The sequence below is a fragment of the Pseudomonas sp. S8 genome, from assembly GCF_050473925.1.
Taxonomy (GTDB): domain Bacteria; phylum Pseudomonadota; class Gammaproteobacteria; order Pseudomonadales; family Pseudomonadaceae; genus Aquipseudomonas; species Aquipseudomonas parakoreensis.
This window is the reverse complement of sequence record NZ_JBFDVZ010000016.1, coordinates 654,597-668,336: the sequence shown is the minus strand read 5'-3', so window position 1 is coordinate 668,336 and position 13,740 is coordinate 654,597. Positions and strand designations below refer to the sequence as shown.

Sequence of the window (13,740 nt, the reverse complement as noted above, 5' to 3'; positions counted from 1 at the left end):
GGAGTAATGACAGAAGCGGATTTTTTGAATGCGGTGCTGCAGGCAGCAGGTGTACACCCAAAGCTGCAAGATACCGATGAACCAAGTCAATTTACGAAGAGCTGGGTTTCTGAAGGTCCTTGGGAGAGCGCTGCGCAAGTTGAGATAGCTCACCATCTACGACGTGGTTACGGCATCACAACGAAAATTCGCGAAATCAGTTACCCAGAGCCTTACTCCAGCGAAAAGGTCGATTTCTATTTCGAACTGCAAGATGAGTCCTACGCCATTGAAATAAAAGTAGAAAGCACGAACGGCTTATTCGGCGGCGCAAACTTACAGGAATCGATCACCCGTGACGTTTACAAATTAGGCGGTTTTGTTGCTGATCACAGATGGGTCGTGGTCATAGCCACCAGCCAAAAAAATTGCGAACTGCTTGATCTCACCTTGAATCGCGGGGACTCATGGTCTCGAGATGTGGAGGGTCAATTCAAGGCTTACCTGTGCAACATTGACACGTACCCACACGGACTGCCCATCGATCGTTCAAAACAACTTTCTGCACCTTTCAACTTTATAACCAACTACCACAAATAATCTCACCCGCATTTTCCAACAGAGGGCACATCAATGAATCAAAGGGAACGAAATCAAAGGGGACAGATTTATTTATGAAAAAAATAGATTCGTGCCTTTTTTCGCCCCCCCTTTTCGAGGTTTGAAGACCATGGAACAGTTTAATTCCGTTCAAGAAGGTATTGCAGAGCTGCACAAACGCAACACTGGAAATAAAAAAGTCCACGCGCTCCTGACGTTCCAGCACAATAACCACAAAATGTGCAAAACGTGTTTTCTGTTTGAGTCAAAGGAGGACGCTGGCGCGCAACTGATAAAGGCTTACGTCCAACTTCAAATCAGCAATGTGCCCCGAAACGAAATGCAGGCAGCCATTGATGCTCGGCAAGTTGCTATCAACGCGGAACTCGCAGAGGGAGACCCCGCAGAACTTGGCGTTGTGCCCGAAGGACACGCGGAAGAGTTTCTTATCGATTATTTTGATACAGCCGTCGCCATCGCCGAAGACGTCAAGTATGTAACCGTTTACCTCACACACAGCCCATGTACGCCGACTGACAGAAAGCCAAGTCATTCGCTACATGGCTGGCCTTTGAGTTGCACTGCCAAATTCGCAACGCTGGCCGCCAACCATCCGGAGTACTTTTTCTCTATCGTTTTTCTTAAAAAATTCGGAACACTGGATGGCAATGACACCCCACAGAGAACATTGAAAACACTCTCGGGTGACCGAGCCAATCTGGCTTTTATCGAACTAAAAAAAGAACCACCGTATGAGCGACCATAAAAACGCCATCTATTAAAACAGCATGGCAGCCTGCTATTAAATTCAATGAGCCAGCAAACATGAAAGACACACTACTGACTTACATCGATGAGGACGGAAAGAAAGCAGCAAAAAAGCTGTGGGCAAAATACTCTGGCATTTGCGATCTGATTGCCCCGACGAGTCTCGGCTGGAGAGATGCCTTTGGAGGAATGCTAATTATTATTGGCCACGGCAGCACCATGGTAAAAATGGACAGACATACCGGCTTGCACAACATGATCGGCAATTGCGGTAGTTGCTTTATTGTGCTCGCAGCCTGCGAAGTTGGAGAAACACATATTAGTATTGGTGAACTTCAACCTATTGCTCAAGGCTTGGCGAACCTAAGGCCCAACGCCATTGTATGGGGCACGACTCGGGATCTGCCGCAACAAGCCGTCAGTGACGGTACCTGCTTTTATAAAAGCCCTCTGTTTAATTGGCTACAGCCTGCCAACGACCATTTCCCTGGGTTATGGAAGCAGTTCCGAAAACAAAGTGACATGGAGGCAGTGATGTCGATGATGCCCAATTTGAACTTTAATTCTCTTTAGAACCGAATCCGCTTCATGAACGCTGCAACCACCTCATCAAGGCCGCCCAATGCCTCGTGCCACCGACAGTAACGCAACGCTTTCGTTGACCGCCGCCGCACTGTCGGCGCTTTACCCTGAGTGGTTGTCCGGTGAAGAAGCCCTCAACTCGCTCTGTTCGCAAACCCTCAACGGCCTCAACGACGGCATCTCCCTCACCCTGACCACCGCCATCGCCAGCCACGTCACCACAACCCTGCACAACGACGCTCAGCTTCGCCCGTTCGACGCTTTGGTCGCCGAGATCCGCCAACTGCCGGCCGACGCAACTGCCGAACGCTATCAGCTGGTATTAAGGCCCTGGCTCTGGTGGTTGACCCTCGCCAGCAACAACCGCGTATTCCAGAACCTCGCCACCTCGGACATCGTCACCACGATCTTCAAGGCCCACGGCTTCACCGATTTAAAACTCTCGCTGACTGGCAGCTACACGCCCCGCGAATATTGCGTGCAGTACGGCGAGACCGACTTCGCCTTCGTCTCACGGCTACTGGAAGAGGAAGGCATCTTCTGGTTTTTCACCCATGAGGAAGGCAAGCACACGCTGGTGCTGGGCGACAGCAACGACGCCTTCGTACAAATCCCCAACGGCCCGAAAGTCAAGTATCTGGGCCAGCAAATGGGTGAGCGCGAGTTGCACGGTATCCGCTCGGGCCAGGTGTGCCTGCAAGCCGTGGCCGGCGTGTACAAGGCGACGGATTACGAGTTCACCACGCCGACCACTTCACTCTTCGGCCAGGCCGAAGCGGTCGCCGGGCCGCGTTCCATCTATGAACATCCGGGTGGTTACAACGCCAAGGCCCGGGGTGATGCATTGACCAAACAGCGGGTCGACGGCCTGCGCAGTGAAGAGAAACGTTTTGTTGGCGAGAGCGACTGCCGCTGGCTGATCCCCGGCCATTGGTTCACCCTCGACGGCCACGAAGACGAAAGCCTGAACATCGATTGGGTCGTCACGCGGGTCACCCACGACGCCAGCCACGAAAGCTATCGCAATCGCTTCGAAGCCATCCCCAAAGCCACGCCGTTCCGCCCGCCCCGCTCCACACCGAAACCGCGCATGCATCCGCAGACCGCGATCGTCGTGGGCAAGTCCGGCGAGGAAATCTGGACCGACGAATACGGTCGGATCAAATTGCAGTTTCCCTGGGATCGCGACGGCAAGAACGACGAAACCAGCTCCTGCTGGGTGCGCGTGGTGTTGCCATGGAGCGGCAAGGGGTTTGGCATGCAGTTTGTGCCGCGCATCGGCCAGGAAGTCATCGTGACCTTTATCGACGGCGATCCGGACCGGCCGCTGGTGACCGGCTGCGTGTACAACGGCGATAACGCCCTGCCCTACGCGCTGCCGGCCAACCAGACCCAGTCCGGCATCAAGACACAATCGTCCAAGGGTGGCGGCGGTTTCAACGAGCTGCGTTTCGAGGACAAGAAGGACGCTGAGGAGGTGTTTCTGCAGGCGCAGAAAGACCTGAAGATCAACGTGCTCAACGACACCACCGCCACCGTCGGCCACGACGAAACCCTCACGGTGCAGAACGCCCGCACCCGCACGGTCAAGGACGGCGACGAGACCGTGACCCTGGAAAAAGGTAAACGCAGCGTGACGATTCAGACCGGCAGCGACAGCCTCGATGTGAAGGACAGTCGCACGGTAAAAGTCGGTGCCGACCAGAACCACAGCACAGGCGGCAACTACACCGACAAGGTCACCGGCGACTACAGCCTGACGGTGGACGGCAACCTGACCATCAAGGTCAGCGGCACCTTGACCCTGCAAAGCGGTGGCAGTTTCACGATCAAGAGCGGCGCCGATCTGGCGACCTCGGCCAGCACTTCGATCACACAGAAGGCCGGCACGGCCATGACCAACCAGGCCGGTACTTCGCTGGACAACAAGGCCGGAACGACGCTGACCAACGATGCCGGCATCAGCCTGACCAACAAGGGCGCGGCCTCACAGACCGTGGACGGTGGCGGCATGCTGACCATCAAGGGCGGGCTGGTGCAGGTCAACTGACAAGGAGTCGCCATGGCGATCACACCGCTGGATTTGCAGCAGGATGACAAACACCTCAAAGGACGATTGAAGGACGGCCAGCTCGACGGTCCGTTGAATATCAAGGATGACGGTCGCCAACAGGCAGACCTGAATTACAGCCAGGGCCAATTGCAGGGCACGTCCCTGCTCTACCACCCCAACGGCAAGGTTTCGGCGCAGATGCCGTTCGTGCGCGACAAGCTGCAAGGCGTCGCCAGTTTTTATGCGCCTGAGGGCTGGTTGCAGCGCAAGGCATCCTATCGGCGCGGCCTGTTGCATGGCGAGGCGTTCAATTACTTTCCCGACGGGCAAGTGGCGGAGGCCGAGTTCTATCGCGACGGCGTGCGCGAGGGGCGTTATCAGCGCTTTCATCCCAACGGCAAACCGGCGGTGGATGCGCGTTATCTGAATGGGCAACTGATGGAGCCGGAACAGGGATTTGCCGAGGACGGGCGGCCACTGGATGCCGATGGCAAACCGATTTCCCGGGTGCGTTGGTGGTTTCGCAAGTGGACGGATCCGCAGCAGGCCTGACTCAGGGAATCAACATCTGCATCTGCCCCGGCATCACGATCTTGATCACCCCCGCCCAGTTGCACATCAACGTGCTGTTGGCATCGATCGCCGGCATCCCGCCCAGCAGCAGGGTCGGTGCACCGCCGGGGATCCACGGCGTGGCGGTGGCGGGAATGCACGGCATCGGCGTCAATACGCCCAGCGCAGCAGCAGTGGCAGCGGCGACCATCGGATTGGCCATGCTCATGCACATGCCGAACGTGGTGACGTTGACCAGCGGAATATGATCCATGATGTTCGCCGCCGGCATCCCTCCGGTCAGCGTGCGATTGACCGGCAGCACGTTGAGCACTGCCGGGGCGGCGCCGAAACTGCATTGCAGAGTGGCGCTGGCACAGACTTGCGGGCAGCCCATTTCAAAGCTCCTTGCCGAACATGGCATACCCGCTAAACCTTAGCCTGCTGTGGCCCGCCGCGCACATTTCCAAAGGTGATTATCCTGCAACACGCTAACCTATAAGACCGCTGCGCGCTTGTGGCCGCCCTGGTGCGCCATTAGATTAGCCAATGATGTCTGGCCTCCAAAATAAGCAGAAGGGATAAGCATGGCGCTTACTGACCAGTCCACCCGTATCCGCTCTGGCGAAGAACTCGATGCCAGCCTGATCGACCCGTACCTCAAGGCGCACATTCCGGGCCTGACCGGCACGCCGCAGATCAGCCAGTTTCCCGGCGGCGCGTCGAACCTGACGTACCTGCTGGAATACCCGGACCAGGAATTTGTCCTGCGCCGTCCGCCGTTCGGCCACAAGGCCAAATCCGCCCATGACATGGGCCGCGAATTCCGCATCCTCAATCAACTGCGCGACGGTTTCCCCTACTGCCCGAAAGCCTACGTGCACTGCACCGACGAGTCGGTGATCGGTGCCGAGTTCTATGTAATGGAGCGGGTCAAGGGCATCATCCTGCGCTCCGACCTGCCGCCAGAACTGGGCCTCGATGCAGCCAGGACCGAAGCACTGTGCAAGAGCTTCATCGACCGTTTCGTCGAACTGCACCGGGTTGACTACAACGCCTGCGGCCTCGGCGATCTGGGCAAGCCGGAAGGCTACGTCGCCCGTCAGATCAAGGGCTGGAGCGAACGTTACGAAAAAGCCCTGACCCCGGATGCGCCGCACTGGGAAAAGGTCAAGGCCTGGCTCAATGACAAGATGCCGGCCGACCATCCGACCTCAAGCATCGTCCATAACGACTTCCGTTTCGACAACGTGATCCTCGACCCGAACAACCCGATGCAGATCATCGGCGTGCTCGACTGGGAACTGACCACCCTCGGCGATCCGCTGATGGACCTGGGCAACACCCTCGCCTACTGGATTCAGGCCGATGACCCGGCCCCCGTGCAACTGATGCGCCGCCAGCCGAGCCACGCCCCGGGCATGCTGACTCGCCGCGAGTTCGTCGATTACTACGCCGAGCGCTCGGGCATCCGCATCGACAATTTCGACTTCTACTACACCTACGGCCTGTTCCGTCTGGCCGGCATCGTGCAGCAGATCTACTACCGCTTCTACCACGGCCAGACCCAGGACAAACGCTTCGCGCAGTTCATTCACATGAACAAACTGCTGGAGCACATGAGCCTGCAGGTCATTGCGAAATCGAGCCTCTGACGGCCCACACCAAGGAACCCCCATGTCCAAGACTCAGTTGTTCGACCTCGACGGCAAAATCGCCTTCGTCTCCGGCGCCAGCCGCGGCATCGGTGAAGCCATCGCCAAACTGCTGGCCCAGCAAGGCGCCCATGTGATCGTCTCGAGCCGCAAGCTCGAAAGTTGCCAGCATGTCGCCGACGCGATCATCGCCGCTGGCGGCAAAGCCACCGCCGTGGCCTGCCACATCGGTGAAATGGAACAGATCAGCCAGGTATTCGCCGGGATCAAGGAACAGTTCGGCCGCCTCGATATCCTGGTGAACAACGCCGCGACCAACCCGCAGTTCTGCAACGTGCTGGACACCGACCTGAGCGCATTCCAGAAGACCGTCGACGTGAACATCCGCGGCTACTTCTTCATGTCGGTAGAAGCCGGCAAGCTGATGCGCGAAAACGGTGGCGGGAGCATCATCAACGTCGCGTCGATCAACGGTATCTCACCGGGGATCTTCCAGGGCATCTACTCGGTGACCAAGGCGGCGGTGATCAACATGACCAAAGTCTTCGCCAAGGAATGCGCACAGTTCGGCATTCGCTGCAACGCGCTGCTGCCGGGCCTGACCGACACCAAGTTTGCTTCGGCGCTGGTAAAAAACGATGCGATCCTCAAGCAGGCGCTGACGCAGATCCCGCTCAAGCGCGTAGCCGATCCGAGTGAAATGGCCGGTGCGGTGTTGTACCTGGCCAGTGATGCGTCGAGCTACACCACCGGGGTTGCGCTGAATGTGGACGGTGGGTTCCTGTCCTGAACCAGACTTGCCTGTGCAGGAGCTGCCGAAGGCTGCGATCTTTGACTTTGAAGATCAAGATCAAAAGATCGCAGCCTTCGGCAGCTCCTACACAGGATTGAGCTCAGGCAATGACCTTATGCACCGCCAGCAAAGCCGCCCCACGCTACTGCGTGACACATCGGGTGGTGGTGATATGCCGAGTGACCTGCTCGTCAACATACATATCGCCCGACACCTGAGTGTTTTCCAGGGTCTGACAGGTACGCACCGGCGGTGGTGGCGGTGCAGCAGGAGGCGGTGGCGGAGGACTGGCGCAGCCGCTCAATAGCGCGACAGAGAAAGCCAGCGACAACGGCAGATACACGCGATTCCCAGGATTATTCATAGGACGACCCGCGGTGAATGAAAGAGCCACTTCCGCGATCGCGCACGAATACCGCGGATGACGGAAGACCTGACCACTCATTCTTTATAGCCGACCACCCTGCAAGCGCCAGTGAAATGGAGGGAGATGAGGGAATTGGCTGTCGATTTTGTGGAGAGCAAACTCTGTGAGGGCGGGTTACCTCAGCAAGAAATTTATTGACCGGAAGGCCGCCATCGCTGGCAAGCCAGCTCCCACACGGGGATCGGGTGTCATCAGTTAGACATTGGTCGGCTGTCAGGCCACCATCGCTGGCAAGCCAGCTCCCACAACTTTATTCGTGCACACCCCATGCGGCGAAGCCGCCCCACTCAACACAATGAGCGTTAGCTCGAGTACCGCCTTTGATCTGAGGGCCCGTCGGCAGGCTGAGTGGAGGGATTTATCCGGGGGTGGGAGCGCAGCGACCGTTTGGCGCAGCCAAACACAGCGAGAGGAGGTGCAGCGAAGCAAACCGTAGGCGCTGCCCCCCGGATGAATCCCGGAGCGAAGGAACCCGAGCCCAAGCGAGGGCCGAACGTCAGGGTAAAGCCCTTTGGTTACTTTGGGGCGTTTGCCAAAGTGACCCGCCGTAAGGGCGGAACCATAGGAGGCCGTTACCTCAGCAACGGATATACACCCACCCCCCCTAAAACCCTAAGCCATATCCGGATCCCGAGCAGCCCGCAAAGAATTACTCTCCAACTCATACCGCAACTCATCAATCAACCCCGCCACAGCCTCCGGCGTTCGCAACGCATTGAGTTTCAACCCGCTGATCACCAGATCCACCTGTCCCGACTCCCGGTGATACAACTTCACCGTCAGCGAATGATCCCCATCCACTGAACACTCGCACGCCAGTGGCGAAAAACTCTGCTCAAGGCTGGCGCGCAACTGCGCAAGATTCATCATGGAGCTTGTTCCTTTAGCTGTTTCGAAGGGAGACGATCCCAAGCCAACAGGCTTGTATCGCACCCCACCAGACTAAGAACTGCCCTATCTCACCAGAACCTGCATTTGCACCGCATCAGCTAGTGCATTTGCACCTACCGCTGACCCTTCGCGCCGCGCTCGCCAGAAAACAGACCACGCTCCCGCGCCCAGACAATCGCCTCGCTGCGACTGTGTACATCAAGCTTGGAGTACACCGTCGCTACATGATTACGCACGGTATTGGGTGCCAGCTTCAACCGGGCGGCGATCTCCTTGTCGGCCAACCCCTCGCAGATCAGCCCCAGCACGTCGCGCTCACGCGCCGTCAGATCAGTGAACGACACGCTCGGCAGCTGCGGCGAGTTGACCTTCTTCACATTCGCCAGTTTTTCGATCAGCGTCCGGCTGAACCACGAAGCATCCTTCATCACCTCTTCGATCGCCGCCACCAACTCCAACTCGGTGCGCTTGCGTTCGGTGATGTCCATCAGCACCAGCAGATAGCATGGCGTGTCCTGAATGTTCACGGTGTCAGCCGACACCGCGCACTCCAGCAGCTCTGCATCCTTCCTGCGCACGCGGACGTCGACCCGATCAATCCGACCGCTTTTGGCCAGGGCGTTCAGCAGCCGGGCCCGCGCACCATCGTCATCGATGAAATGCAGCTGGGTCACGGTTTTGCCCACCACCTCGTCGCTGTCGTAGGCGAGGGTGTCGAGGAACGCCTGATTGACATCAATCACCTGCTGCTCGTCAGCACTGCAGATCAGAATCGGCACCGGGGTCAGGCGAAACGCCTTGGCGAAGCGTTCCTCACTCTGACGCAGCGCCACTTCCGCCTTGTGCCGCAGTTCCATGTCGACGAAGGAAAACAGCATGCAATCCTCATCATTGAGCACCAACGGTTGCCCGGCGACGATCACTTGCTTGCTGCCGCCATCGGGCAGGCGCAGTTGAGCCTGCATCTGCGGAATGGTCGCCACATCGCGCAGGCGCTGAATCGCCAGATCCTTTTTCTCAGCCTGATCGAAGACATCGATTTCATAGGCCGAGGTACCGATCACCTGGTCGCGGGTGTAACCGGTCATCTCTAGAAATCCCGGATTAACCTTGATGTAACGCAAGTCGCTGAGGCGGCAGATCACCGCCGGCGCCGGGTTGGCATTGAAGGTCTTTTCGAAACGCTGCTCGGCATTGGCCCAATCGGTGACGTCGCTCATGATCAGCACCAGCGACTCCGGCTGCCCTTCGCGGTCGGTCAGTACCATGCTGCGCACACTGTGCACCCAGACGCGTTCCGGGTCATCCATGGCAGACATCTCGACCAACAGGTCGCTGAATACCTCACAGCGTGCGACGCGGCTGATCGGATAGTTCTCGGGCGGCAACAGGTGGTTGTTGCGATAACGCAGCGTGAAACGCTTGGCATACTCATCGGCATTAGTGCCCAGCTCGCCGATCCGGCTGACACCGTGCATGGCCAGTGCTGCCTCGTTGGCCCAGAGGATGCTCTGATCGAGCTCCAGCAGAATCACCCCATCGGACAGCCCGGCGATAATCTGCTGCAACTGGCGACGATTGGTTTCAGTGGTCAGGACTTCCTGGCTCATTGGATCTCCACAGGGAATGCGCGTGTGAAGATTACGACCGCAGGCGTTCGTGATCGTGCCGAACATAAATGTGCGCCCCACCACAGTCCCCTGTCGGAGCGAGCTTGCTCGCGAATACGGTAGTTCTTTCAAATAATCTGTCGGCTGACACACCGCCTTCGCGAGCAAGCTCGCTCCCACAAGGGATCAAGGTTGATCTGAGGTTTCCACCAGCTCGCGCAACGTATCGAGAAACAGCCTGAGCACCGGCGAAGCATCGTCGGCGCGGTAAGTCGCGTACAGCGGCACTTCCGGCAGCGCCGGCGTCAGCTTGCGAAACACCAGCCCTGCCGGCGCCAGTTGCTCGATCGAAGCCGGCAACAGCGCCACCCCGAACCCGGCGCGCACCAGGCTGAGCAGCGTCTGCACTTCGATCACCTGCTGTCGGATCTGCGGGGTGAACCCGGCCTGAACGCAGCACTGATAAAGGAAGTTGGCAAACCGCGACTGCTTCAGTTCCAGCGCAACGAACGGTTCCTGCGCCAGATCCGCCGGAGCCAGCAGCTCGCGACTGGCCAGCGGATGATCGGCCGGCATCACCACATGAATCGGTTCGTAGATCAGCAACTCGTTACGCAGCAACGGATCGTCATAACCGACCCGAAACACGCAGGCGTCGATACGTTTCTCTTTCAATGCCTTGACCTGCGCCGCCGGGGTCATTTCATGCAGGCGCCAGTTCACCTGCGGATAGCGCTCACGAAACAGGTGCAGGGCCTTGGGCAGCACGCCGACCATCACCGAACTGATCATGCCGATTTCCAGTTCGCCGAGTTGCCCGCGCCCGGTCTGGCGGGTCAGGTCCAGCGCCCGTTCCAGTTGTTCGAACACCAGCGGCGCCTGCTCCTTGAGCATCTGCCCCGCGGCTGTCAGCTCGACCCTGTGATGACTGCGCTCGAACAGCGGCGTGCCCAACTCCTCCTCCAGCAGACGGATCTGCTGGCTCAGCGGCGGCTGACAAATGTGCAGCCGCTCCGCAGCCCGACCGAAATGCAACTCATCGGCCAGGGCCATGAAGTACCGCAGCAGGCGCAGGTCCATGGCGGCTTACCCCAGGCTCAGCGGTGTCGACCGCTGGCGCACGCCGGTCAACGCAAACAAAGCGTTGGCGATCGCGGGGGCCACCGACGGACTGCCCAACTCGCCGACGCCACCGGGTTTGCCCGGCTCGCCATCCAGCACCACGATATCGGTGGCCGGCATGTCCGACATGCGGGTCACGCGGTAGTCGTGAAAATTGCTCTGCACCACCCTGCCCTGTTGGATGTCGAGCCGGTCGAACAACGCATGACCGAGGCCCCACATCAGGCCGCCGTAGATCTGCTCCTCGACGCCGCCGGGCGACACGGCCAGACCGCAGTCGACCACACAGGTCAGCTTCTCGACTTTCGGTTTGCCATCGACCGTCGCGACCCGCGCCACCACGGCGATAAAACTGCTGTAACCCTGAAAGGTCGCAATGCCCAGCGCGGTGCCGGGCGGCAACGGCTGGCCCCATCCGGCGCGTTCGGCAGCCTGTTTGAGCACCGCCACATGCCGTGGCCGTTCCTGCATGTTCGCCAGCCTGAAGGCCAACGGATCGGCGCTCGCCGCGTGGGCCAGTTCGTCCATGAAGCTTTCGATGGCGAACACGTTGGGAATGAAGCTCACCGAGCGATACCAGCCGCTGGGCACCTGGCTTTCGTGCTTGACCCAGTTCAACTGCAGATGCGGCGGACGGTAGGCGAAGTCCCATGCGGTGATCGCTTCGGTGGTGCTGTAATCCATGTGATCCGGGCGTTCGAAATAGCCCGGCTCCCACTGCTCCGGCGAGGCCGGTGACACCGCGTGCAGTTGCAGCGCGCCGAGTTTGCCTTGGGCATCCAGCGCGCCTTTGACCCGGTGCAGCGTCGCCGGGTGATTGAACAGTGCGTGCATTTCATCTTCGCGACTGTTGAGCAACTTCACCGGCACGCCGGTCTGTTGCGCCAGATACGCCACCTCGAACAACCAGTATTTGGCCTCCCGCGCACCGAAGCTGCCGCCGGACACAAGCTCGTTGATGGTGACCTTGTCCTTGGCGAGGCCGCAGACCCTTTGCGCGGCTTCCAGCGCCGACGACGGCACCTGCACGCCGCCCCAATAGGTGATCGCGTTGTCCTTGACCTGTGCGGTGATGCAGATCGGTTCCAGCGGGTTCTGCACTTTGTACGGCATGTGGTAATCGGCTTCGATCAGCTGCGCCGCGTGCGACCATTGCGTGTCAACATCGCCATGCGTCATGGCTTTGATGGTCTGGCTTTTCGGGTCGGAAATAGCGGCCGCTTGCGCTTTGCCCAGTTCCGCGCTGTCGAAACCGGCCAGCGGCGAATCGCTCCATTTGATCTCCAGCACTTTGCGCCCCTGCTGCGCCGCCCAGAACGTCTCGGCCAGCACCGCGACGCCTTCCAGATTACCGCCGAGCACGTCCGGGCGCCCGGGGACTGCAAGCACCTGGCGCACGCCCGGCACCTGCAATGCCGCCGCCGAATCCACGCTGACGACTTTCGCCCCGACGACCGGCGCGCGCTGAATCACCGCCACCAGCATTCCCGGCAACTGCACGTCGATGCTGTACTTGAAGCGTCCGCAGACCTTGGCCGCGGCATCGCGCTTGTGGCGCAGTTTGCCGATGTATTTGAACTGCGCCGGATCTTTCAGGGTGACGTGGGCCGGTGCCGGCAGACGCGCCGCCTCCCAGACCAGTTCGCCGTAGCCGAGGCTGCGTTTGCTGGGCAAATGAACCACCCGACCTTCTTCGGTGCTGCAGCTGTCCGGGCTGACTTTCCATTGCTGCGCTGCCGCCGTGATCAACAGCGCCCGCGCCGTGGCCCCGGCCATGCGCAAGCGCTCGTATTCCAGCGACACACTGGTGCTGCCGCCGGTGGAAAAGACTTTCCAGACCGGGTGAATGTAGGTCTCGAAGAACGGATCTTCCGGGGTGATGACCTGCACGGTCATCGGGTTCACATCCAGCTCTTCGGCCACGCACGCGGCCAGCGCCGTTTGCGTGCCAGTGCCGGAATCGTGCTTGTGCACCACCAGTTTTACCGTGCCGTCGGGGAAGATCCGCACCCAGGCGTTGGGCTCGAATTCGGTGGCCGGCGCCGGAGCTTTCGGGTCGCTGGCGGCGCTGCCGGAGGGCAGATACAAGGCAATCGCCAGGCCCGAAGCCACCGTCGCCGCTTGCTTGAGAAAGTCCCGGCGTGACGGTTCGAGCAAGGTGTCGTCGCGCAGGCTCATCACGCCTCCTTCGGCGCGTTCGCCGCGCGCTTGATCGCTTTGTTGATCCGCGCGTAAGTGCCGCAACGGCAGATATTGCCGGTCATCGCATTGCGGATCGAATCGTCGGTCACTGCCGCGCCAGTGTTGAGCAGCGCGGCGGCGGACATGATCTGCCCGGATTGACAGTAGCCGCATTGCGGCACATCTTCGGCGACCCAGGCCAGTTGCAGCGGATGACTCTCGCTCGGCGACAAGCCTTCGATGGTGGTGATGCTGTGGCCCGCGACGGCGGCCAGCGGCAACTGGCAGGAACGCACTGCGACGCCGTCCAGATGCACGGTGCAGGCACCGCACAGGCCCATGCCGCAACCGAATTTGGTGCCGGTGAGTTTCAGTTGGTCACGCAGTACCCATAACAAGGGCATGGAGGGGGACGCTTCATCCAGCTCGCGTCGTTCGCCGTTAACCGTGAATGCGATCATTGTCAGGCTCCAAAAGAGCGGCCCGTCTTTGTGCGGGCCTGGTGACCGATTATTGGAACCCCGGGC

General features: G+C 59.4%; 13 protein-coding genes. 7 read left to right on the top strand and 6 right to left on the bottom strand.

The features are described 5' to 3' along the window. Positions 1–6 precede the first annotated feature (6 nt). From AB1J88_RS04490 to AB1J88_RS04470, 5 genes are all read left to right on the top strand, one after another. Positions 7–579, top strand: a complete 573-nt coding sequence (locus AB1J88_RS04490) for a hypothetical protein (protein WP_108182988.1) — start codon at positions 7–9, stop codon at positions 577–579. Positions 580–709: 130 nt separating this feature from the next. Further along, positions 710–1,345: a hypothetical protein gene (locus tag AB1J88_RS04485; RefSeq protein ID WP_103484645.1), complete on the top strand. Its 636-nt coding sequence runs from the start codon at positions 710–712 to the stop codon at positions 1,343–1,345. 59 nt (positions 1,346–1,404) lie between these two features. After that, positions 1,405–1,920 carry a hypothetical protein gene (locus AB1J88_RS04480; protein ID WP_003224057.1) on the top strand — a complete coding sequence of 172 codons (516 nt, stop codon included), beginning with the start codon at positions 1,405–1,407 and terminating at the stop codon, positions 1,918–1,920. Positions 1,921–1,969: 49 nt separating this feature from the next. Beyond that, positions 1,970–3,979, top strand: a complete 2,010-nt coding sequence (tssI, locus tag AB1J88_RS04475; RefSeq protein WP_430290332.1) for a type VI secretion system tip protein TssI/VgrG — start codon at positions 1,970–1,972, stop codon at positions 3,977–3,979. Positions 3,980–3,991: 12 nt separating this feature from the next. Continuing rightward, complete coding sequence (locus tag AB1J88_RS04470) at positions 3,992–4,534, top strand: toxin-antitoxin system YwqK family antitoxin (protein WP_041067430.1); 543 nt, start codon at positions 3,992–3,994, stop codon at positions 4,532–4,534. 1 nt (position 4,535) lies between these two features. Here AB1J88_RS04470 and AB1J88_RS04465 read toward each other — a convergent pair whose 3' ends face one another. Next, positions 4,536–4,931 carry a DUF4280 domain-containing protein gene (locus tag AB1J88_RS04465; protein ID WP_007958887.1) on the bottom strand — a complete coding sequence of 132 codons (396 nt, stop codon included), beginning with the start codon at positions 4,929–4,931 and terminating at the stop codon, positions 4,536–4,538. Positions 4,932–5,121: 190 nt separating this feature from the next. Between AB1J88_RS04465 and AB1J88_RS04460 the strand changes: the two genes are divergently transcribed. Next, on the top strand, positions 5,122–6,189 hold the full coding sequence (locus AB1J88_RS04460; protein WP_430290331.1) for a phosphotransferase family protein: 1,068 nt from the start codon (positions 5,122–5,124) through the stop codon (positions 6,187–6,189). A gap of 22 nt (positions 6,190–6,211) precedes the next feature. Continuing rightward, a complete protein-coding gene (locus AB1J88_RS04455) occupies positions 6,212–6,979 on the top strand; it encodes an SDR family oxidoreductase (protein WP_430290330.1) in 768 nt (255 codons plus the stop codon). Between the two features lie 1,042 nt (positions 6,980–8,021). On the opposite strand, the gene AB1J88_RS04450 is transcribed toward AB1J88_RS04455, so the two are convergent. From AB1J88_RS04450 to AB1J88_RS04430, 5 genes are all read right to left on the bottom strand, one after another. Beyond that, positions 8,022–8,279, bottom strand: coding sequence for a DUF1652 domain-containing protein (locus tag AB1J88_RS04450; RefSeq protein ID WP_430290329.1), 258 nt, complete (start codon positions 8,277–8,279; stop codon positions 8,022–8,024). Positions 8,280–8,413: 134 nt separating this feature from the next. Continuing rightward, complete coding sequence (locus AB1J88_RS04445; protein WP_041073285.1) at positions 8,414–9,910, bottom strand: helix-turn-helix transcriptional regulator; 1,497 nt, start codon at positions 9,908–9,910, stop codon at positions 8,414–8,416. A 186-nt stretch (positions 9,911–10,096) separates the two neighbouring features. Continuing rightward, the gene (locus AB1J88_RS04440; protein ID WP_041073287.1) at positions 10,097–10,990 is read right to left on the bottom strand and encodes a LysR substrate-binding domain-containing protein; all 894 of its coding nucleotides are present in this window, start codon (positions 10,988–10,990) and stop codon (positions 10,097–10,099) included. Positions 10,991–10,996: 6 nt separating this feature from the next. Next, positions 10,997–13,210: a molybdopterin cofactor-binding domain-containing protein gene (locus AB1J88_RS04435; protein ID WP_430290328.1), complete on the bottom strand. Its 2,214-nt coding sequence runs from the start codon at positions 13,208–13,210 to the stop codon at positions 10,997–10,999. Further along, the gene (locus tag AB1J88_RS04430; RefSeq protein ID WP_430290327.1) at positions 13,210–13,674 is read right to left on the bottom strand and encodes a (2Fe-2S)-binding protein; all 465 of its coding nucleotides are present in this window, start codon (positions 13,672–13,674) and stop codon (positions 13,210–13,212) included. The genes AB1J88_RS04435 and AB1J88_RS04430 overlap by 1 nt, the downstream gene beginning before the upstream one ends. Positions 13,675–13,740 lie beyond the last annotated feature (66 nt).

Bases quoted from the DNA above. Each gene is read 5' to 3' on its own strand.
- AB1J88_RS04440 (WP_041073287.1), bottom strand. From the start codon at position 10,990: ATGGACCTGCGCCTGCTGCGGTACTTCATGGCCCTGGCCGATGAGTTG.
- AB1J88_RS04485 (WP_103484645.1), top strand. From the start codon at position 710: ATGGAACAGTTTAATTCCGTTCAAGAAGGTATTGCAGAGCTGCACAAA.
- AB1J88_RS04460 (WP_430290331.1), top strand. From the start codon at position 5,122: ATGGCGCTTACTGACCAGTCCACCCGTATCCGCTCTGGCGAAGAACTC.
- AB1J88_RS04470 (WP_041067430.1), top strand. From the start codon at position 3,992: ATGGCGATCACACCGCTGGATTTGCAGCAGGATGACAAACACCTCAAA.
- AB1J88_RS04480 (WP_003224057.1), top strand. From the start codon at position 1,405: ATGAAAGACACACTACTGACTTACATCGATGAGGACGGAAAGAAAGCA.
- AB1J88_RS04445 (WP_041073285.1), bottom strand. From the start codon at position 9,910: ATGAGCCAGGAAGTCCTGACCACTGAAACCAATCGTCGCCAGTTGCAG.
- AB1J88_RS04435 (WP_430290328.1), bottom strand. From the start codon at position 13,210: ATGAGCCTGCGCGACGACACCTTGCTCGAACCGTCACGCCGGGACTTT.
- AB1J88_RS04465 (WP_007958887.1), bottom strand. From the start codon at position 4,931: ATGGGCTGCCCGCAAGTCTGTGCCAGCGCCACTCTGCAATGCAGTTTC.
- AB1J88_RS04450 (WP_430290329.1), bottom strand. From the start codon at position 8,279: ATGATGAATCTTGCGCAGTTGCGCGCCAGCCTTGAGCAGAGTTTTTCG.
- AB1J88_RS04455 (WP_430290330.1), top strand. From the start codon at position 6,212: ATGTCCAAGACTCAGTTGTTCGACCTCGACGGCAAAATCGCCTTCGTC.
- AB1J88_RS04430 (WP_430290327.1), bottom strand. From the start codon at position 13,674: ATGATCGCATTCACGGTTAACGGCGAACGACGCGAGCTGGATGAAGCG.
- AB1J88_RS04490 (WP_108182988.1), top strand. From the start codon at position 7: ATGACAGAAGCGGATTTTTTGAATGCGGTGCTGCAGGCAGCAGGTGTA.
- tssI (WP_430290332.1), top strand. From the start codon at position 1,970: ATGCCTCGTGCCACCGACAGTAACGCAACGCTTTCGTTGACCGCCGCC.